The organism is Salmonella sp. SJTUF15570 (genome assembly GCF_043357055.1).
In the GTDB taxonomy this organism is placed as follows: domain Bacteria; phylum Pseudomonadota; class Gammaproteobacteria; order Enterobacterales; family Enterobacteriaceae; genus Salmonella; species Salmonella enterica.
In genome coordinates this window covers 88195-108303 of sequence record NZ_JBEUKJ010000004.1, presented here as the reverse complement: position 1 = coordinate 108303, position 20109 = coordinate 88195, and the positions used below count along the sequence as shown (strand labels likewise).

The following is a 20109-nucleotide window of genomic DNA, read 5'->3' as shown; positions in this document are numbered from 1 at the left end:
TAACTACTTTACACGATAGTGTAGGAGAGGTTAGCGCAGGGGGGAAATGAGAAAAGGAAGAATAAATAACCCGCCTGGCGACGGGTTCTTTTTGAGTCAGGCAAGACGCATGACCCAGGCATCAGATTTAGGATCGTAATGATTACGGAACAAAACGGAATGTTCCCCGTTGAGAATGGCGGGAACGCTGGTTTCGGCATCCCAGGCGTCCAGTTGCATACATAAATCCGGATCGGATTTACAGGGGATTGTTAACGTTCGCTCCCCCGGCGATTCGCCATGTAATTCGGCATCGTCGATTTCAAAAGCGCCAATGCGCACACTGGTTTTCATCATCGTGCTCTCCGTTAATACGCTAATTGTGGTACGACCAGTTTAGCCGTCCATTTTTCAGCGTAGTCAACGTACGCAAAAGCGCCAGTCAAAAAGTGCGGTTTTTTTGTGCGCCTTTTAACTATTACCAGTAAAGAGTTTGCCATCCCGCACCAGTTCACGCGGGTAACTGTTCTTTATTCTTGAGCCGATACGTTTTGCCAGACCAAGCGGCTGATGCTGGAACGTCACCAGGACATCATCAGCGGCAGGAGATGTTTGCGGATAAATATCCCGACCGCGATACCACTCCTCCGCCTCTTGCGCAGAGAGTTCGAACGCGTGAGCATGAGTCGGGCAGGCAAGGGCTATCGTCGCCTCATGTTGCCAGCGATAGCCTTTATTATGACTTTCGGCCAGCTTAATGCCGAGCCGGGAAAAACGGACTTTTCCGATCAGTGATTCAATCTCTGCCGGGAACAGCCAGACCTCTTTTTCACGCTGCCAAAGATGGAGATTTTCATCCCATAACAGTCCGACGGCGTTGGCCGCCTGGGTAACGTGTAATGCTTCGCGGCCTTTGAGGGGGGTAAAAGGAAATGCCCCCACTTTATACGCTGGCGCGGGCATGGCTGGAAGGGATGACATTTTACGCAGACGTGCGACGAAGAATCCTTCGCAGTCGTAAATTTGCGGGAAGACGTGCAGGAAGCCTTCCGGGGTGAGGGCGCGGTCAGCATCAGGAAACAGATCACCCAGCGGCAAAAATTCAACGGCGTCGGCGTAGGTCTCTTTCAGCCAGAGGCAGACCTCTTCGTTTTCCTGGCGATTTAACGTGCAGGTGGAGTAGACCAGCGTGCCGCCGGGTCGTAAAGCATGAAAAGCGCTGTCGAGCAGTTCCCGCTGTGTCGCCGCGATATCCAGATTGCTTTCTGGCGACCAGTTTTTTAGCGCATCAGGATCTTTACGTACTACGCCTTCGCCAGAGCAGGGCGCATCCAGCAGGATAGCGTCAAACATCTCCGGTAACGCAGCGCCAAATACGCGGCCATCGAAATGCGTCAGTGCGGTATTGGCGATTCCACATCGGCTGATATTAGCGTGCAGAACTTTGACGCGGCTGGCCGAAAATTCGTTGGCCAGAATGGCGCCGCGGTTCCCCATGCGGGCAGCGATCTGCGTGGTTTTGGAGCCAGGCGCCGCTGCCATATCCATGACCCGCTGCGGATGATTATCATCGGCGAACAGGGCCGCGACCGGCAGCATCGAACTGGCCTCCTGAATGTAAAACAGGCCGCTTAAATGCTCAGCGGTACTGCCAAGCGGCAATGCCTCTTCATCATCGCGCTCGATCCAGAATCCTTCATGACACCACGGAATTGGCGTGAGCGACCAGCCGTAGGGCGCGATTAGGGTAAGGAAATCAGCCACGGATATTTTAAGCGTATTGATGCGTATACTGCGGCGCAACGGGCGTTGGCAGGCCGAAATAAATTCATCAAAAGAGAGCGTGGAAGGCATTGCTTCACGCATTTGCGTCAGAAAAGCGTCAGGAAAATAGACAGCGTGTTGAGCCACAGGTGTATCGCCGGCAAAAAAACAGGCGCGCAGTGTAGCATAAAACGCTCCGGCGCGAGTACGCCGGAGCCGGGTGTTTAACGTGGCAGAGCGGTGCCCCATTCACGCCACTCTTTCGGTTCGCTCTCTTGTAACAGGAAATGCTTACCGGCTTGCGCTTTTGGCGCCAGAGGCGTACCTGGTGGAGTAGCGAAGGCGATACCGCCACGGATGAACTGATTAAATGTCCCCGTTTTCACCACGCCGCCTGTCAGACCAAAGTCGAGACTATAGCCGGAGGCAAGCCAGAATACGGAGTTATTCCGCACCAGATATTGATAACGTTTACTGATGCGCAAGGTGATCATCACGCGATCGGAGAGCGACCCCAGGGACATTCCGGTGACCGTTCCCACTTCGATACCGCGGAACAGGACGGGTGTACCAATATTAAGCGAGCCTGCTTCTGGCGCCTCCACGACGATGCTTAACCCATCCAGATAGCGTGAGTCGGTAATCGTGGCTTCCTGCAGTTCAAAGTCGCGCCGTGCCGCGCCGCGTCCTGGCTCAACGTTAATATAGGGCTGGAGAATCGTATCCAGATGCTCGACGCCCGCCGCGGAAATTTGTGGCGTAATAACGGAAAAACGTGTCCCGGCGCGGGCAAATGTCTGTACGTACTCCGGATAAAGTACGGCTTTTGCCTGCACTTCATTACGTGCGGTGATCAATTCCAGCGTCTGGATCTGACCGATATCAATACCGAGGTAACGAATGGGCATCCCCTCCGCCAATTTTCCGGCGTCGAACGCGTGCAGCGTAATTTGTCCGCCTACCGCGCGGGCGGAAGTTTCTGAAGCATAAAGAATGCGTTTATCGCCTTTGCGCCGACTGGCGCTGGCGCCGCTCAGGTTATCAAAACTAATGGCCCCTTTCAGCGCGCGGGAGAGTGGCGAGGCCTGTACCGTTAGGCCGCTGCCGTTAAGTTGCACTTTCGCGCCGCCTTCCGCCCAGAACACGCTATTGCTGGTTAACAGGTGGCGATACTCCGGCTTAATATGCAGGTCGATGTCAAAGGTATTGGCGCGTGGGCGAACGGTGATGACTTCGCCTACTTCAAATTTTCGATACAGCACGACGGAACCTGCCTGGACATCCGGCAACGTTTCGGCCGTCAGCGTTAAGGTGGTAGTCGGTAAGTCACTGAGGCTATTTTCCAGCGCTTTTTCCAGGTTAGCATAGAGCGGGTAGGTGGATTTCATCTTCCCGCTCGTACCGGGTAAAATACGAATTCCGCCGTCAATCCACTCGCTGGCGCTGGCGCCGAGGAACTCTACGCCGTCAAGGCCGACTTTGACATCCACCCGGCTGTTGACCACGAATTTACTGTCGCCCTGTACCAAATCCCGGTGCTGCGGTTCAATCGCGACGGTGAATGACACGCCTTTACTGGATAAATTGCGCTCAATGACCTGGCCAATTTTTACACCATGTAAAATTAACGGCTGGCCCGGTTCGATGCCGTAACTTTCCGGGGCCGTCAGCGTCAGGGTTAAGGCATTCGCCTCATGCAGCAGGGCCTTTTCACCCGGCACCACCACAAATTCACTGCGCGGTTCGCCGTCGCCCGGCACCAGCTCGAAGGTTTTTCCGGTTAACAACGAACTGATATTCGCGTCGCTCAGCGACAGTTTGGGATTGCGTAACTCAATGCGCGTATTTTCCCGCATCAGAGGAACAACGCTGGGATCGACGGTCATCTCTCCGGTGACTTTACCGCCAGGGTTGAGCGTCAGTTTAGAAAGCTCACCCACCTCCAGTCCCTGGTACATGAGCGGCGTAGATTCCGCCTTCAGACCGTCTCCGCTGGGCAGCTCAAGTTTAACGATTACCCCTCGTTGGCTGTGGGCTAAATCTTTATATAAGCCGAACGTGTCATCCTGGGCGGCGGGTTTGGAATTGTCCGGCGAATCAAACGCAATCGCGCCATTGACCAGGGCCGCGAGGCTCTCCAGTTTCACCTTCGCGCCGCTCAGGCTTAGATCGGCGTCAATGCCGGAGACATTCCAGAAACGGCTGCCTTTTTTCACCAGATCGGTAAACCGTCGCTCAATCAGAACGTCAATCGTTACGCCTTGTTTGTTAGGGTTAATCGAATAGTCATACACCCGTCCGACAGGGATTTTACGGAAATAGACCAGTGAACCGCTATTAAGCGAACCGAGATCCGGCGCATTGAGATGAATCATCAGATCGCCGTTGCTAAGCCGGTATTTAGGCTGTGTATCCAGGGCGACGAAATGATCTCTGGGCTTGCCTTTACCTGGCATCATACCGATGTAATTCCCGCCGACCAACGCATCCAGGCCGGAAACGCCCGCCAGCGAGGCTTTGGGCGTCACCAGCCAGAATTGCGTCTCTTCGCGCAACGCATCTTCCATATCTGATTTGATACTGACGCGAACTTCAATTTTGCGCAGATCTTTGCTCAGGCTGACATCTTCCACGGTGCCGACTTCTACTCCCTGATAACGAACGGGAGTCCGGCCTGGTACGATACCATCCGCCGACATAAAATCGATAGTCACACTATTGCCGCGATCCTGGTAGCTATCCCATACCAGCCACCCTGCGATCATTAGCGCGATAAGCGGTAGCAGCCAGAAAGGTGAAATACGGCGTTTGGTTTTAATTTGCGCTTCAGTCTTCGAAGCGGGCGTTTCCTGACTCATGTGCATCCCAAAGTAAGCGGCTATCCAGCCATTCCACTGCAAGAATAGTCAAAATTACCGCTGCGCCGAAATAAAACGCAGCCGGTCCCATAGTAAAAGCCAGAATCTGATCGCGATTAATCAGAGACATGGTTAACGAGATAACGAAAAGATCCAGCATCGACCAGCGGCCTATCCATGTCACCAGACGCAGCAACAGAATTCGCGTCCGCAGTCCCTGTTCGCATTTAAAATGGATACTCAACAGTAGCGTAAACATCACGATGACTTTGGTAAACGGCACCAAAATACTGGCGATAAAAACGACGGCGGCGACGGCGATATTGCTGCTGGCAAGCGACATAATGCCCGACAGGATAGTATCTTCCTGACGCCCGCCATTAATGTAGATTACCGAAATAGGCAGCAGGTTTGCCGGCAGCAAAAAGACAATAGACGCCAGCAAGGCCGCCCAACACTTCTGTATGCTCTGTTTTCTGCGTAACCGTAGCGGAATATGACAACGCGGGCAGCGTCCTTTCGCATCCGGATAGCCGCTAAAGTGGCAGCCAAGACAGACGCGCAATCTTTCGTCCGCACGTTGAGCAGGGCGCTGCGGATAAAATCGTTCCCATAGTTGCTCCACATTCAGATGAATCATAGTCAGAATGCTAAGAACCACCAACGAGACGAACGCTAAAAGCCCGATGCCCGGCTGCAGAAAGGCATAGTCCTGCACTTTGATAGAGGCAACGCCAATACCGACCAGATAGATGTCCAGCATCACCCACTCTTTCAGTTTTTCCAGCATCAGCAGGACCGGACGCAGATTCATGCCGAGAAGGCTGCCAAACCACAGATAAGCAATTGAAAAAACCAGAATAAGCGGCGCGCCCACCACGCAAAAGAGCACCATTGCGGCGGTTAACGGATCGCCCTGCTGCGTCATTTGCCAGATGCCGTGCATCACATTGGCATCAATGCGTACGCCCAACAGGTAGATATGGAGTAGCGGTTCACTCCAGGCAAACGGCATCAATAGCAGCATGGTTACTGCCATCGCGGTCAGCCGCGTCAGCGACCAGTCGCGCCCATCGCGAATTTTGGCCTGGCAACGAGGACAATAAGCGCTTTGATGAGCGCTCATCTCCGGCAAGCTGAACAGCATGTCGCATTCAGGGCAGCGCTGGTAGTGGCTGCGCGGCAGCGCTTCGCTAATTGACCTGATCGTTAGCTTTTTTGTTGGCGTGACGTGTGAGGTGTTCAGAGCCATGTATCGTGAATCAAAGTGTTAGAATAATGTAATCTTAACTCATGACAGGAATAATCTTGAGCAAGAACGCATTTAATGCTTATTTTAATAGCCTGTGTTTAGGAGTAAGACCACGAAGTGATTATATAATGAGCAAAACAGAACTATACGCGGCGTTAAACCGCGATTTTCAGTCGTTAATGGCAGGTGAAACCAGCTTTCTGGCCACGCTGGCGAATACCAGCGCGCTACTGTTCGAACGCCTTACCGAGGTGAACTGGGCGGGATTTTATCTCCTCGAAGGCGATACGCTGGTGTTGGGGCCGTTTCAGGGGCGAATCGCCTGTGTGCGGATTCCGGTTGGTCGCGGCGTGTGCGGCGCAGCGGTAGCGCAGAATAAGGTTCAACGTATTGATGATGTTCATGCGTTTGACGGCCATATTGCCTGTGATGCCGCCAGCAACGCCGAAATTGTGCTGCCTGTCACGGTTGGCGAACGGATTATCGGCGTGCTGGATATAGATAGCACGGCGTTTGGCCGTTTTACCGAAGAAGATGAACACGGCCTGCGTACGCTGGTCGCACAGCTTGAAACCGTGCTTGCAACGACGGATTACAAAAAATTCTTTGCGAGCGTCGCAGGATAATCAACGGATAACGTAGCAATTACTGATGGCGTCATTATAATGACGCCTGTTCATGCCTGCTGCTTGTTGGCTACGTCCGTTGTAATCAGGAAATTTCATGGAAAATCAACCTAAGTTGAATAGCAGTAAAGAAGTTATCGCGTTTCTGGCCGAGCGTTTTCCTCACTGTTTTAGTGCGGAAGGCGAAGCTCGCCCGCTGAAAATTGGTATTTTTCAGGATCTGGTAGAGCGAGTTGGGGGCGAAATGAACCTCAGCAAAACGCAACTTCGTTCCGCTTTACGTCTTTATACTTCAAGCTGGCGTTACCTGTACGGCGTTAAGCCGGGCGCAACGCGCGTCGACCTTGATGGCAATCCGTGCGGCGAGCTGGAAGAACAGCATGTCGAACATGCGCGTAAGCAGCTTGAAGAAGCCAAAGCCCGTGTTCAGGCGCAGCGCGCAGAGCAGCAAGCGAAAAAACGCGAAGCTGCCGCGGCGGCTGGCGAAAAAGAAGACGCGCCGCGACGCGAGCGTAAACCTCGCCCGGTAGCGCGTCGTAAAGAAGGCGCTGAACGTAAACCTCGCGCTGATAAACCGACGACGAAAGCGCCGCGTGCGCCTCGCGAAGAGAAGCACACGCCGGTTTCTGATATTTCAGTATTGACCGTAGGGCAGTCCCTCAAGGTGAAAGCGGGTAATAATGCGATGGATGCCACCGTATTAGAAATCACCAAAGATGGTGTCCGTGTACAGCTGAATTCGGGTATGTCTTTGATTGTACGCGCAGAACACCTGGTGTTCTGAAACGGAGGCCAGGCCTGGCATGAACACTTTTTTTAGGCTTACCGCGTTAGCTGGCCTGCTTGCATTAGCAGGCCAGTCCTTCGCCGTGGAAGATATTACGCGTGCCGATCAAATTCCCGTACTAAAGGAAGAGACGCAACATGCGACGGTGAGCGAGCGCGTAACGTCGCGTTTTACCCGCTCCCATTATCGCCAGTTCGATCTGGATGAGGCATTTTCGGCAAAGATTTTTGATCGCTATCTGAATCTTCTCGACTATAGCCACAACGTTTTGTTGGCGAGCGATGTCGAGCAGTTTGCGAAAAAGAAAACCGTGTTGGGCGATGAGCTGCGCACGGGTAAGCTGGATGTTTTTTACGATCTTTATAACCTGGCGCAAAAGCGCCGGTTTGAACGTTACCAGTACGCGCTAAAAGTGCTGGAACGGCCAATGGATTTCACCGGAAACGATACGTTTAACCTGGACCGCAGTAAAGCGCCCTGGCCGAAAGATGAGGCTGAGCTAAATGCGCTGTGGGATGGTAAAGTGAAATTCGATGAGCTCAGCCTGAAACTCACCGGTAAGAGCGACAAAGAAATTCGCGAAACGCTGACGCGTCGCTACAAATTCGCTATTCGTCGCCTGGCGCAGACCAACAGTGAAGATGTGTTCTCGCTGGCGATGACCGCTTTTGCGCGTGAAATCGACCCACATACGAATTATCTTTCTCCCCGCAATACCGAGCAGTTTAATACCGAAATGAGCCTGTCTCTGGAAGGTATCGGCGCGGTGCTGCAAATGGATGACGATTATACTGTCATTAACTCATTGGTTGCCGGCGGCCCGGCAGCGAAGAGCAAGTCGATTAGCGTCGGCGATCGTATCGTCGGCGTAGGGCAAGCCGGAAAGCCGATGGTCGACGTCATTGGCTGGCGTCTTGACGATGTGGTGGCGCTGATCAAAGGGCCAAAAGGCAGCAAGGTTCGACTGGAAATACTGCCGGCTGGCAAAGGGACGAAAACGCGTATTATCACGCTGACGCGTGAACGGATTCGTCTTGAAGATCGCGCGGTTAAAATGTCGGTGAAAACCGTCGGCAAGGAAAAAGTTGGTGTACTGGATATTCCAGGCTTCTATGTTGGCTTGACCGATGATGTCAAAGTTCAGCTTCAGAAGCTGGAAAAACAGAACGTTAACAGCATCGTTATCGATCTGCGTTCAAACGGCGGCGGGGCGCTGACGGAAGCCGTTTCGCTTTCCGGTCTGTTTATCCCTTCTGGTCCGATAGTTCAGGTGCGCGACAATAACGGCAAAGTGCGTGAGGATAGCGACACCGACGGCGTGGTCTACTACAAAGGCCCGCTGGTGGTGCTGGTCGATCGTTTCAGTGCCTCGGCATCGGAAATCTTTGCTGCCGCGATGCAGGATTATGGTCGCGCGCTGATTGTCGGTGAGCCGACCTTCGGTAAAGGGACGGTACAGCAATATCGTTCGCTAAACCGAATTTACGATCAGATGCTTCGCCCGGAATGGCCTGCGTTGGGTTCGGTGCAGTACACCATTCAGAAGTTTTACCGTGTCAACGGCGGTAGTACGCAGCGTAAAGGGGTCACGCCGGATATCATCATGCCGACTGGCAATGAAGAGACGGAAACCGGAGAAAAATTTGAAGATAACGCCTTGCCGTGGGATAGCATTGATGCGGCGAAATACGTGAAATCGGACGATTTGGCCCCGTTTGGCCCGGAATTATTGAAAGAACACAACGCGCGTATCGCCAAAGATCCTGAGTTTCAGTACATCATGAAGGATATCGCACGTTTCAATGCCATGAAGGATAAGCGCAACATCGTCTCTCTGAATTATGCGCAGCGTGAGAAAGAGAACAATGAAGAAGACGCTCTGCGTCTGGCGCGTATTAACGATCGGTTTAAACGTGAGGGTAAACCGTTGCTGAAGAAACTGGACGATCTGCCAAAGGATTACCAGGAGCCGGACCCGTACCTTGATGAAACGGTGAAGATTGCTCTGGACCTGGCGCATCTTGAAAAAGAAAAACCAGCGGAGCAGGCGGCAGCCAATAAGTAACGCGAAACAGGCACAAAAAATTGTGCCTGTTTTTTTTTAACAAGCGCAGAAGTCGTCAGGATAATGCTACAAAATGTAAAGTTGTGTTTTTCTCGTGACTTACCGCCTGGTGATGCTTGAAAATAGCCATAAGACCCATACGATGTGGGTAATCGCATAGTGCGCTTTGTTAAATTGAGGTTAAAAGAAAATTATGATGCGAATCGCGCTCTTCCTGCTGACGAACCTGGCCGTGATGGTCGTTTTCGGGCTGGTTCTGAGCCTGACAGGGATACAGTCGAGCAGCGTGCAAGGCTTGCTGATCATGGCGCTGCTGTTTGGTTTTGGCGGTTCTTTTATTTCATTGCTGATGTCCAAATGGATGGCGTTAAAATCCGTAGGAGGGGAAGTTATTGAACAGCCTCGCAATGAAAGAGAACGCTGGTTGATGAACACCGTAGCAACGCAAGCGCGCCAGGCTGGTATCGCCATGCCGCAGGTTGCTATCTACCATGCGCCGGACATTAACGCGTTTGCGACGGGCGCACGCCGTGACGCCTCATTGGTCGCTGTGAGCACCGGTTTGTTGCAAAACATGAGCCCTGACGAAGCGGAAGCCGTCATTGCGCATGAAATCAGCCATATTGCCAATGGCGATATGGTGACGATGACGTTGATTCAGGGGGTGGTTAACACCTTCGTTATCTTTATTTCGCGCATTATCGCGCAAATTGCTGCTGGTTTTCTGGGCGGCAACCGCGATGAAGGCGAAGGAAGTAACGGTAATCCGCTAATCTATTTCGCCGTTGCGACGGTGCTGGAACTGGTCTTCGGTATTCTGGCGAGCATCATCACCATGTGGTTCTCCCGTTACCGTGAGTTTCATGCCGATGCGGGATCGGCGAAGCTGGTAGGCCGTGAAAAAATGATTGCCGCGTTGCAGCGCCTGAAAACCAGCTACGAGCCGCAAGAAGCGACCAGCATGATGGCGTTTTGTATTAACGGTAAATCGAAATCGTTAAGCGAGCTGTTTATGACGCACCCACCGCTGGATAAACGCATTGAAGCGCTACGTAGCGGTGAGTACCTGAAATAATAAGCCCACTGGCAAGTATGAAAAGCGCGTCGAATGACGCGCTTTTTTTACGCCTGAACGCGTGGTTGCGTAATACGTAAACCGCTCACCACCGCCGCGAGAGTCGCCAGGATCGCCGCTGCGAGCAGAGAAAGATGCGTACCGCTATCGCCAAACTGGTTCAACATCAGCGCTACCAGCGCGGCGCCAGTACTTTGGCCTAACAGTCGCGCCGTGCCCAGCATCCCGCTGGCGCCACCGCTGCGCTCACGCGGCGCGGAAGTGATAATGGTGTGATTATTCGGCGACTGGAACAGGCCAAACCCTGCGCCACAAAGGATCATCGGCCAGATAATATTCAGATCGGAGGGGGAGGCTGGCAACATGACCAGCGCAAACAACCCGGCTGCCATTATCACCATTCCCAGCGCCCCCAGCAAACCGGCATGAAGACGTTCTATCAGGTATCCCGCCAGCGGCGCCATTACCATCGTTGCCAGCGGCCAGGGCGTCAATAACAGGCCGGTTTCTACTTCGCTACGGCCCAGCACGGTTTGCAGATAAAAAGGTAGCGAGACCATGGCTAACATTTGCGCGCAGAACGAGCAAATTGACGTGCCGATCGAGAGTGAAAAAAGCGGAATTCGTAACAAGTCGATGGGTAACAAAGGGACGGGCAAAGAAAGCTGGCGGCGCACGAAGAAAAACCCGACCACGACCAGAACGAGCAGCTCTGCGCCAATTAACGTTAGCGACTGTCCCTGGGCAAAGCCGCTCAATGCGGTAATCAGCAGGCCAAATGTGAGCGCATTCATTACCGCGCTCGGTAAGTCAAAGCGCGGCTTAGTGTCATGGGCGATGTTTGCTGGTAAAAAGCGTATGGCCAGAATTAACGCGATGATACCTAACGGGACATTAATCAGAAACAGCCATTTCCATGATGAGATGGACAAAATCGCCGCGGCGATCGTCGGACCCGCGGCGGAAGAGACTGCGACGATAAAAGAGTTAATTCCCATGCCTCGTCCCAGATGACGCTGGGGGTAGATAAGACGAATCAGCGCCGTGTTTACGCTCATTAGCGCCGCGCCGCCAAATCCCTGCGCGATGCGCGCTAGCGTCAGCATCTGCAGCGAGTCTGAAAGCGCGCAAAACAATGATGAAAGCAGAAATACCACTAAACCACATTTGTAGATCCGGCGATAACCAAACATGTCGCCTAAAAAAGACAGGGAAAGCAGTGAGACGACAATGGCGATTTGGTATGCATTGACAATCCAGATAGAGCTGGCAGGGGAGGCATGTAAATCAGTCGCAATGGTTGGCAGCGCGACATTAGCGATTGCGCCATCCAGAACCGCCATCGAAATACCGATAATAATCGTCAGGATAGCGCCGTATCTCTGCGGGAGGGGCAGGCCATCGGCCCGTGTTTTTTCCATAAGTATTTTGTAATAAGGGGAATTATGAGCTGAATAATAATGTTAGCATTAATACTGAGTTGTTATGTCGCAGATTTGTAACGAAGTAAGCAAAGATGGATTGCGGGCGACCTGGCGTGAAATTATAATAAAAACTCGTTCTGAATTTTATAAAACGCTCGTAATGAGGTGATAAATGGCAAACGCAGATCTGGATAAGCAGCCTGATTCTGTATCTTCTGTGCTGAAAGTTTTCGGCATTCTGCAGGCGCTGGGTGAAGAGCGTGAAATAGGGATTACCGAGCTATCGCAGCGCGTCATGATGTCGAAAAGCACCGTTTATCGCTTTTTGCAAACCATGAAAACGCTGGGCTACGTGGCTCAGGAGGGGGAGTCTGAAAAATACTCTCTGACGCTAAAGCTGTTTGAGCTGGGTGCGCGAGCTTTGCAAAATGTTGATCTCATCCGCAGTGCGGACATTCAGATGCGCGAACTGTCTCGTCTGACAAAAGAAACTATCCATCTTGGCGCGCTGGATGAAGACAGCATTGTCTATATCCATAAAATTGACTCTATGTACAATCTGCGGATGTACTCACGTATTGGGCGTCGTAATCCGCTGTACAGTACGGCCATCGGTAAAGTGCTTCTGGCCTGGCGCGACCGTGATGAGGTTAAGCAGATTCTCGACGGCGTAGAGTATAAGCAAAGCACTGGACGCACGATTACCAGCACTGAAGCGTTGCTGCCGCTGTTGGATGAAGTGCGTGCGCAAGGATACGGTGAAGATAACGAAGAACAGGAAGAAGGATTACGTTGTATCGGCGTACCGGTATTTGACCGTTTTGGCGTAGTCATCGCAGGGTTAAGCATTTCGTTCCCGACGCTGCGCTTTTCAGAAGAACGCCTGCAGGAATATGTGGCTATGTTACACGCCGCCGCGCGTAAAATTTCTGAACAAATGGGTTACAACGATTATCCTTTCTAAGCAACGTTATTAGCATGACGTTAAAAAAAAGCAGCTGCGAAAAATGTAGCTGCTTTTTTTATAACATCGGGTGGGATGAAATCGTAAAAGAAGATAATGTCTGTCGGCTTATTTAACGGTTATTAAAATATTATTTAACAGTACTTATGAACAACAGCCAATATAGGGGAATTATTGGTGATAGTTTCACTGTGAAATTATTTATTACCGCTTAGCCATTATCCACCACGGTGGCGATTTTTCTGAAAATGGGACAGTCGGAAAAGCCAATAATGCCGCTGTTGGTATGGAGATATTGCGCCGTGCTGGTGCCGCGTGCGGTCAGGTAATGGCACTGTAAACCCAGCCCCGCAGCGTTCACTTTACTTCCCACCAGGATGCCATAGCCGCTCATCAGCAGGCCTATCCACACCAGGGCAAACAATACAATTGCGCGAATGATCAAACGCATTACTACCTCTTTTCTTTTTTAGTTAGAATAAGAGTAGCGTGTACATTGATTGAAACAAGTGAATCATTCCTAAAAACATATAATGCCGCTACAGTTACTCCTGGTTTAAGTAACTCATGATAATTTAGCGACATAAGATGTAAGATCGGAGAGTGGAGTGAAAAAATTTCGATGGGTCGTTCTCGGCATCGTGGTGGTAGTATGCCTGTTGCTGTGGGCGCAGGTGTTTAATATCATGTGCGATCAGGATGTACAATTTTTCAGCGGTATTTGCGCCATCAATAAATTTATTCCCTGGTAAACGTTTTACACCAGAGATTTCCTTCCCGTGTAGCAGTGGTAGAATGACGTCTCTACATTGAGGTGGTGAAATGAACGACGTTTTAAACTCTGGTGCGTTTTCTCTTGCATCTTTAATAGTATCAATGGTGGTTCTGGTGGTGGGGCTGGCGCTTTGGTTCTTTGTCAACCGGGCAAGTTCCCGTGCCAACGAGCAGATAGAACTGCTCGAAGCGTTGTTGGATCAACAGAAGCGGCAAAACGCGTTGTTACGTCGCCTTTGCGAAGCAAACGAACCAGAAAAAGAAGCGGAACCCGCAACAGCGGCAAGCGAACCAAAAGAGGATGAGGACATCATTCGTCTGGTTGCAGAACGATAATGCTTACCGGGGCGCAAATGGCGCCAGTGCCATACGCCCCATTTCCCCGTCGGATCTCTCCGCGTTGCCGTTTGCAACTGATACTACAGCATCAACACCTTACATAATATATGGCTTTATATGCAACATAGTTTTATATGTATAACAAATGGACATATGGCATTTTTGTGATACCGCTCATTCTCTCTTAAAAGCGAAACGTTTCTCTTTCTTTATGGATTGTCATTGTTTGTTCATTATTTTAAGGCATTCTGTAAAGACGCAGAACATCACAAAAAGCGGTGTCGAAAATCGCTTTTCTTTTCTATTATTTTGATTAAAAGGTGTTTTTTATCATTGTGACAATTTATGCATAACTCAGCATAAAAAGTGATATGAAAAATACAGCTTTTAAATGTGATTTGATGCACTGGAAGAAGCGAAGTTATTGAGCTATGGTAGAAAAATGGCTTTTCAGCAGTGACGTTGTCAGGAGTCCGTCAGCGCGTGAGGATATATCTTTCGCAATTTTGTTGCATAAACGTGCTGTCAATTTGTGAAGGTTCTCGTAATTTGTGCGACGGATCGAGACACGTTTAAAAATGGCTTGCCATAATTAACGTTGTATGTGATAACAGGCTTTGGGTTAAACGAGGTACAGTTCTGTTTATGTGTGGCATTTTCAGTAAAGAAGTCCTGAGTAAACACGTTGACGTTGAATACCGCTTCTCTGCCGAACCTTATATTAGTGCCTCAAGCAGTAATGTCTCAGTTTTATCTATGTTATGCCTACGGGCAAAGAAAACACTCTAAGGAATTTTGCAAATGGCAAAGATTAAAGGTCAAGTTAAGTGGTTCAACGAATCCAAAGGTTTTGGCTTCATTACTCCGGCTGACGGCAGCAAAGATGTGTTCGTACACTTCTCCGCTATCCAGGGCAATGGTTTCAAAACTCTGGCTGAAGGCCAGAACGTTGAGTTCGAAATTCAGGACGGCCAGAAAGGTCCGGCTGCTGTTAACGTAACAGCTATCTGATCGACACCACTGATTTGATGCGTTTGTCGCGTCAGCCTCAGATATAAAGCCTCGCTAAAAGCGGGGCTTTTTAATTCAATATCCTTCAAAATGTGTCTGGATGCGCTCTCGTTAGCGATTTGTTGCAAAGGCGCGAGGTTATTAGCATTGTTTTTTCTGGTTTTTCCGTCCGTTTCCCGTTAAATCAATCACCTGAAAAATGATTCGGCTGGAGATCAGGTGAAAAAGAAAAGCGACGGCGATACCCGTAATTTTACGCCCATACGTTTTGCACTACTTTGCACTGCCATTCTGCTCAGTATGGCATTGTTGTTAGGGCGGGTGGCATGGTTGCAAATTGTTACGCCGTCGAAACTGGTGAAACAAGAAGATATGCGCTCGCTTCGTGAAGTGACCACGGCCTCTCCACGCGGCATGATCACCGACAGAGAAGGGCGGCCCTTAGCGGTGAGTGTTCCGGTTAATGCTGTCTGGGCCGATCCGAAGACTATCATAAGCAAAGGCGGCGTTGGCTACAATGAGCGCTGGCAGGCGCTGGCCAGCGCCTTACATCTGTCGCTCAGTACGCTTGCGGAACGGGTAAACAGTAACCCGGCAGGCCGTTTTATCTACCTTGCGCGCCAGGTTTCACCCCAGCAAGCCGAATGGATAGATAAACTGAATCTACCGGGTATTAACCTGCGGGAAGAGTCGCGCCGTTTTTACCCTGCCGGACACGTAGCGGCCAATTTGATCGGCTTTACCAATATCGACGGGCAGGGAATAGAAGGTATTGAAAAGAGCTTTAACGCGCAACTGACGGGAAAACCGGGCTCCCGGCTGGTGCGTAAAGATAAATTTGGTCACGTTATTGAGAACATTACGGAAGTGAATCCGGTTCCTGCTCATGAACTTCAGCTTAGCATTGATGAACGTCTGCAAACGGTTACCGAAGATGCGCTGGATAACGCCGTCATCTGGAACAAAGCGGAATCCGGCGCTGCCGTATTGATTAACATTCCAACGGGTGAAATTCTCTCGATGGCGAGCTACCCGGATTTCAACCCGAACAATCGTGAAGGCGCGCAGTTGGACGATTTTCGTAACCGCGCGATTAGCGACACTTTCGAACCCGGTTCTACTGTGAAGCCATTGGTCATTATGACTGCGTTACAGCAGGGCATCGTGCAGCCGGACAGCGTTATCGATACCCATCCTTTTACTCTCGATGGACACCGTATCCGCGACGTCGGTTACTATCCGGAACTGACATTAACCGGCATTTTGCAAAAATCCAGCGATACCGGCGTTTCTCACCTTTCTCTGGCGATGCCGGTGCAGAAATTAATGGATACTTATAAAAGCTTTGGTTTCGGCGTGCCTACCGGACTGGGTCTCACCGGAGAGAGCAGCGGGTTATTACCGAAACGCCGTTACTGGAGTGATTTAGATCGCGCTACCTTCGCTTTTGGCTATGGATTAATGGTGACGCCGCTGCAACTGGCGCATGTTTATGCCACGATTGGCAGCTTTGGTATCTACCGTCCGTTATCGATCACCAAAGTTGATCCGCCCGTGATCGGCACGCGGGTAATGCCTGAAGAACTGGTGCACGAGGTGGAACATATGATGGAGAGCGTCGCGTTGCCTGGCGGCGGCGGAACAAAAGCCGCAGTAAGAGACTACCGTATTGCGGTCAAAACCGGGACGGCGAAAAAAATTGGCGATGATGGTAAATACGTCGATAAGTATGTGGCATATACCGCAGGCGTCGCGCCGGCAAGTAACCCCAGATTTGCGCTGGTGGTGGTGATTAATAATCCGCAAAACGGGGCTTATTATGGCGGCGCGGTATCTGCGCCCGTATTCAGCCAGATCATGGGCGATGTGCTGCGGCTGGAAAATGTTGAGCCAGACGGTATGCCAGCCGATTCAGATCACCTTCTGGTGATGCATGGCAGCCACGTTGCGGTTCCGGGCTCGTAAAGGATTTTCCCGGGGCGCAATTCGCGTTACACTTGCGCCCTTTAGCGCCCCAGTCCGGAGTTGTCATGTCGTTTACCTGTCCGCTTTGCCATCAGCCGCTTACGCAGATTAATAACAGCGTTATATGTCCACAGCGCCATCAGTTTGATGTGGCGAAAGAGGGCTACATCAATCTGCTGCCGGTACAGCATAAACGTTCGCGCGATCCGGGCGACAGCGCCGAAATGATGCAGGCGAGGAGAGCGTTTCTTGATGCGGGCCATTATCAGCCGCTGCGCGATGCGGTGATTAACCTGTTGCGCGAGCGGCTGGATCAGTCGGCCACGGCGATTCTGGATATCGGCTGCGGCGAGGGGTATTACACTCATGCTTTTGCCGAGGCGTTGCCGGGAGTCACCACGTTTGGACTGGACGTTGCTAAAACGGCGATCAAAGCGGCGGCGAAGCGCTATTCGCAGGTGAAGTTTTGTGTGGCGTCAAGCCATCGACTGCCCTTTGCCGATGCGTCAATGGATGCGGTGATCAGAATCTACGCCCCGTGTAAGGCGCAGGAATTGGCGCGTGTGGTGAAACCTGGTGGTTGGGTCGTTACCGCCACGCCGGGGCCGCATCATCTGATGGAACTAAAAGGGCTCATTTATGATGAGGTGCGTTTACATGCGCCGTATACCGAGCAGCTCGACGGATTCACATTGCTGCAGAGTACCCGCCTTGCTTATCACATGCAGCTCACCGCCGAAACGGCTGTAGCACTGTTGCAAATGACGCCATTTGCCTGGCGCGCCAGGCCAGACGTGTGGGAACAACTGGCCGCCAGCGCCGGACTTAGCTGCCAGACGGATTTCAACCTTCATCTCTGGCAGCGTAACCGTTAACCGTGAAAATGCGTCCAGAGGATCTGGACGCCAATTCCTATCAGTACGACCCCGCCGAGAATTTCAGCACGCTTACCCAGCATTGGGCCGATAAAGCGACCGATCATCATTCCGAGGGTGGACATGATAAGCGTGGCGCAACCGATAGCTAATGCGGTAGCGATGATGTTTACCTGCAAAAACGCCAGACCGACGCCAACCGCCATCGCATCAAGGCTGGTCGCGATAGCCGTCGTGACTAATAGCCAAAAGCTGTGGCGACGTAACGGTGTTTCATCTTCATCACTACCGCCGCGGATACCTTCGATGATCATGCGTCCGCCCAGAAAGATCAGCAGAACAAAGGCTATCCAGTGGTTCCATTCCAGAACGAATTTACTCGCCAATATCCCCAGCCCCCAGCCGATTAACGGGGTCAGCGTTTCAACCGCGCCAAAGATAAGGCCGGTACGCAACGCTTCTGAGAATTTGGGTTTATGTAGGGTGGCGCCTTTGCCAATTGATGCCGCGAAAGCATCCATCGACATGCCGAAAGCGAGAAGAACAGTAGCAGTAAAGTGCATGACAGCGTCCTGACCGGGGTATCCATTAAACACATCACTGCCCCCAGCAAACATGCATGTCGCCATTCTGTGACGAAATACACAGCAGTTGATGCGCCTATGGTCTCGCCTGACCAGCGGCGGCTGGTCCGTACGCGCCACGTTTTGCAACGAGTATGTTGACGCGTACATTTCCGGAGTCTGGAAATCGGCTACTCCCCAATTGACGGCGCAACATTAACATATTTTTAGAATATAAAACAACAGCGATAAAATATTATTTGTCTTCTAATTGAAAACGATTTTCATTTAGATTTATTCATCAATAAAACGTTAAATTAAATAACAATTGGTCAATAGAAAATATAGCCTTAGCTATATTATGATTCGAAATAAAATTCGAAAAACATAGTTGAGGCTATATCTTAGATTATTGATTTTCAATAAGAAGTTTATATATTTTTTCCAGATCGTCGATATTGCGTACACGGATAAGCAAGCGTCGTTGTTCTAATTGCATCACCAGTACGCCGTCTTCCGATAAATTCATCTCTTTAATACGGTTATATTCTATCCAGACATTGGCGAAGAAAAAGCCACGTTGTTTAAAGATGATCCGTGGCGTGCGGATCCAGAATATATAAAACCCCATTAACGCCAGCGCACTTAATAACCATGTGGTCATCTGCGCTCCGTGGCTGGTTACGTTGTTATAAATAAGGATGGCGACCAGCCCAACGAAGATAACGCTGTCTACACGACCACGGCGGAGCAGGGCTATAGAAAGCAGAGTGGGGCCATTGCGACGGGGCATGATGAACTGATCGTAGAGAGCGTAAGCCAATAATGCGGCAATAAAGAGAATCAGCACCAGGTCCGTGATAGTCATTTATCCTCCAGAGAAATAAAAAAACGGGGCCGTTTGGCCCCGGTAGTGTACAACAGCCTTACTGACCCAGCAGTCCTACGGAGTAGCCGGCGATACCGATGACGAAGAAGCCCACGATAATCCACAGCGGGTTAACTTTCTTACGCAGCAGCCACATACAGGCAAAGGTCAACAGTAGCGGAACCAGACCCGGCATCAGCTGGTCGAGAATGGTTTGCACGGTGGTAACGCGTGTCTGACCATCCTGACCGGTGATGGTGGAGACCACCAGCGGGATATTCACGTGCGTCCACTTGTTAACCAATGCCCCCATGACAAACAGGCCGAGGATTGACGCCCCCTCAGTCAGTTTTTGCAGGAAGCCGCCGCCCATATCTTTAACGATATCGACGCCTTTGCGGTAGCCATAAGCTACGCCATAATAGCGGGTCGCCAGACGCACCAGGTTAAACAGGATGAAAAACAGCAGCGGACCAAGCAGGCTGCCGCTCATTGCAATACCTGCGCCCAGCGCCGCGAATACCGGACGGACGGTACCCCAGAAGATAGGGTCGCCGACGCCTGCCAGCGGTCCCATCAGACCGACTTTGATACCGTTGATAGCACCATCGTCAATCTCTGCGCCGTTCGCACGCTTTTCTTCCATTGCCAGGGTCACGCCCAGTACCGGCGCCGCAACGTAAGGGTGGGTGTTAAAGAACTCCAGGTGACGCTTAATCGCCTGTTTACGCGCGTCATTATTCTCCGGATACAGGCGACGAATCGCCGGCACCATAGAGAAGCAGAAGCCCAGTGCTTGCATACGTTCGAAGTTCCATGACCCCTGGAACAGGTTAGAACGAAGAAATACGCCGCGAATATCGCTCGGAGTGAGTTTTTTCTCGGTGGTAGTTTTAGTCATATCAACCATTTCGCTCACC

The 20109-nt window shown here is 51.2% G+C and carries 20 protein-coding genes and 1 riboswitch; of the genes, 11 read left to right on the top strand and 9 right to left on the bottom strand.

What is annotated here, in order from left to right; all coding sequences use genetic code 11:
- Window positions 1-96: 96 nt before the first annotated feature.
- From ABVN44_RS09235 to yebS, 4 genes are all read right to left on the bottom strand, one after another.
- Window positions 97-333, bottom strand: a complete 237-nt coding sequence (locus tag ABVN44_RS09235) for a YebV family protein (RefSeq protein WP_024131167.1) — start codon at window positions 331-333, stop codon at window positions 97-99.
- Between the two features lie 117 nt (window positions 334-450).
- A complete protein-coding gene (gene rsmF, locus ABVN44_RS09230) occupies window positions 451-1890 on the bottom strand; it encodes a 16S rRNA (cytosine(1407)-C(5))-methyltransferase RsmF (RefSeq protein ID WP_048348885.1) in 1440 nt (479 codons plus the stop codon).
- Between the two features lie 77 nt (window positions 1891-1967).
- Window positions 1968-4601, bottom strand: coding sequence for a PqiB family protein (locus tag ABVN44_RS09225; protein ID WP_001529852.1), 2634 nt, complete (start codon window positions 4599-4601; stop codon window positions 1968-1970).
- Window positions 4570-5853, bottom strand: coding sequence for a membrane integrity lipid transport subunit YebS (gene yebS / locus ABVN44_RS09220; protein WP_001207293.1), 1284 nt, complete (start codon window positions 5851-5853; stop codon window positions 4570-4572). The genes ABVN44_RS09225 and yebS overlap by 32 nt, the downstream gene beginning before the upstream one ends.
- 128 nt (window positions 5854-5981) lie before the next feature.
- Here yebS and ABVN44_RS09215 point away from each other — a divergent pair, with 128 nt between their 5' ends.
- From ABVN44_RS09215 to htpX, 4 genes are all read left to right on the top strand, one after another.
- Window positions 5982-6479: a GAF domain-containing protein gene (locus ABVN44_RS09215; RefSeq protein ID WP_001518229.1), complete on the top strand. Its 498-nt coding sequence runs from the start codon at window positions 5982-5984 to the stop codon at window positions 6477-6479.
- A 97-nt stretch (window positions 6480-6576) separates the two neighbouring features.
- The gene (gene proQ, locus ABVN44_RS09210; RefSeq protein WP_000431401.1) at window positions 6577-7263 is read left to right on the top strand and encodes an RNA chaperone ProQ; all 687 of its coding nucleotides are present in this window, start codon (window positions 6577-6579) and stop codon (window positions 7261-7263) included.
- Between the two features lie 19 nt (window positions 7264-7282).
- Window positions 7283-9331 carry a carboxy terminal-processing peptidase gene (prc, locus tag ABVN44_RS09205; protein ID WP_001091237.1) on the top strand — a complete coding sequence of 683 codons (2049 nt, stop codon included), beginning with the start codon at window positions 7283-7285 and terminating at the stop codon, window positions 9329-9331.
- 193 nt (window positions 9332-9524) lie between these two features.
- Complete coding sequence (htpX, locus tag ABVN44_RS09200; protein WP_000984498.1) at window positions 9525-10406, top strand: protease HtpX; 882 nt, start codon at window positions 9525-9527, stop codon at window positions 10404-10406.
- 47 nt (window positions 10407-10453) lie between these two features.
- On the opposite strand, the gene ABVN44_RS09195 is transcribed toward htpX, so the two are convergent.
- Window positions 10454-11827: an MFS transporter gene (locus ABVN44_RS09195; protein WP_000416139.1), complete on the bottom strand. Its 1374-nt coding sequence runs from the start codon at window positions 11825-11827 to the stop codon at window positions 10454-10456.
- Between the two features lie 175 nt (window positions 11828-12002).
- Here ABVN44_RS09195 and kdgR point away from each other — a divergent pair, with 175 nt between their 5' ends.
- Window positions 12003-12794 (top strand): DNA-binding transcriptional regulator KdgR, encoded by a 792-nt coding sequence (gene kdgR / locus ABVN44_RS09190; RefSeq protein ID WP_001262195.1) that lies wholly within the window; start codon window positions 12003-12005, stop codon window positions 12792-12794.
- Between the two features lie 211 nt (window positions 12795-13005).
- Here the strand turns inward: kdgR and yobH are convergent, their stop codons facing one another.
- The gene (yobH, locus tag ABVN44_RS09185; protein ID WP_001236777.1) at window positions 13006-13245 is read right to left on the bottom strand and encodes an invasion protein YobH; all 240 of its coding nucleotides are present in this window, start codon (window positions 13243-13245) and stop codon (window positions 13006-13008) included.
- 157 nt (window positions 13246-13402) lie between these two features.
- On the opposite strand from yobH, the gene mgrB reads away from it, so the two are divergent.
- The 6 genes from mgrB to rlmA all read left to right on the top strand — a co-directional run bounded on the left by mgrB (window position 13403) and on the right by rlmA (window position 17758).
- Window positions 13403-13546, top strand: coding sequence for a PhoP/PhoQ regulator MgrB (mgrB, locus tag ABVN44_RS09180; RefSeq protein WP_000714547.1), 144 nt, complete (start codon window positions 13403-13405; stop codon window positions 13544-13546).
- 70 nt (window positions 13547-13616) lie between these two features.
- Window positions 13617-13904 carry a YebO family protein gene (locus ABVN44_RS09175; RefSeq protein WP_001000660.1) on the top strand — a complete coding sequence of 96 codons (288 nt, stop codon included), beginning with the start codon at window positions 13617-13619 and terminating at the stop codon, window positions 13902-13904.
- A gap of 648 nt (window positions 13905-14552) precedes the next feature.
- Window positions 14553-14696, top strand: a complete 144-nt coding sequence (locus ABVN44_RS09170; RefSeq protein WP_001537930.1) for a DUF2627 domain-containing protein — start codon at window positions 14553-14555, stop codon at window positions 14694-14696.
- Between the two features lie 12 nt (window positions 14697-14708).
- Window positions 14709-14918 carry a transcription antiterminator/RNA stability regulator CspE gene (gene cspE, locus ABVN44_RS09165; RefSeq protein ID WP_001062678.1) on the top strand — a complete coding sequence of 70 codons (210 nt, stop codon included), beginning with the start codon at window positions 14709-14711 and terminating at the stop codon, window positions 14916-14918.
- A 219-nt stretch (window positions 14919-15137) separates the two neighbouring features.
- Window positions 15138-16883: a peptidoglycan glycosyltransferase FtsI gene (gene ftsI / locus ABVN44_RS09160; RefSeq protein WP_000730322.1), complete on the top strand. Its 1746-nt coding sequence runs from the start codon at window positions 15138-15140 to the stop codon at window positions 16881-16883.
- Window positions 16884-16948: 65 nt separating this feature from the next.
- Window positions 16949-17758, top strand: a complete 810-nt coding sequence (rlmA, locus tag ABVN44_RS09155; protein WP_023232507.1) for a 23S rRNA (guanine(745)-N(1))-methyltransferase — start codon at window positions 16949-16951, stop codon at window positions 17756-17758.
- Here rlmA and mntP read toward each other — a convergent pair.
- The 3 genes from mntP to ABVN44_RS09140 all read right to left on the bottom strand — a co-directional run bounded on the left by mntP (window position 17755) and on the right by ABVN44_RS09140 (window position 20099).
- Window positions 17755-18321 (bottom strand): manganese efflux pump MntP, encoded by a 567-nt coding sequence (mntP, locus tag ABVN44_RS09150; protein ID WP_001518359.1) that lies wholly within the window; start codon window positions 18319-18321, stop codon window positions 17755-17757. The genes rlmA and mntP overlap by 4 nt on opposite strands.
- Window positions 18322-18432: 111 nt before the next feature.
- Window positions 18433-18534: riboswitch (yybP-ykoY riboswitch) on the bottom strand.
- 196 nt (window positions 18535-18730) lie between these two features.
- Window positions 18731-19189 carry a DUF986 family protein gene (locus ABVN44_RS09145; RefSeq protein ID WP_000156280.1) on the bottom strand — a complete coding sequence of 153 codons (459 nt, stop codon included), beginning with the start codon at window positions 19187-19189 and terminating at the stop codon, window positions 18731-18733.
- 58 nt (window positions 19190-19247) lie between these two features.
- On the bottom strand, window positions 19248-20099 hold the full coding sequence (locus ABVN44_RS09140; RefSeq protein WP_001518647.1) for a PTS mannose transporter subunit IID: 852 nt from the start codon (window positions 20097-20099) through the stop codon (window positions 19248-19250).
- Between the last annotated feature and the right edge of the window lie 10 nt (window positions 20100-20109).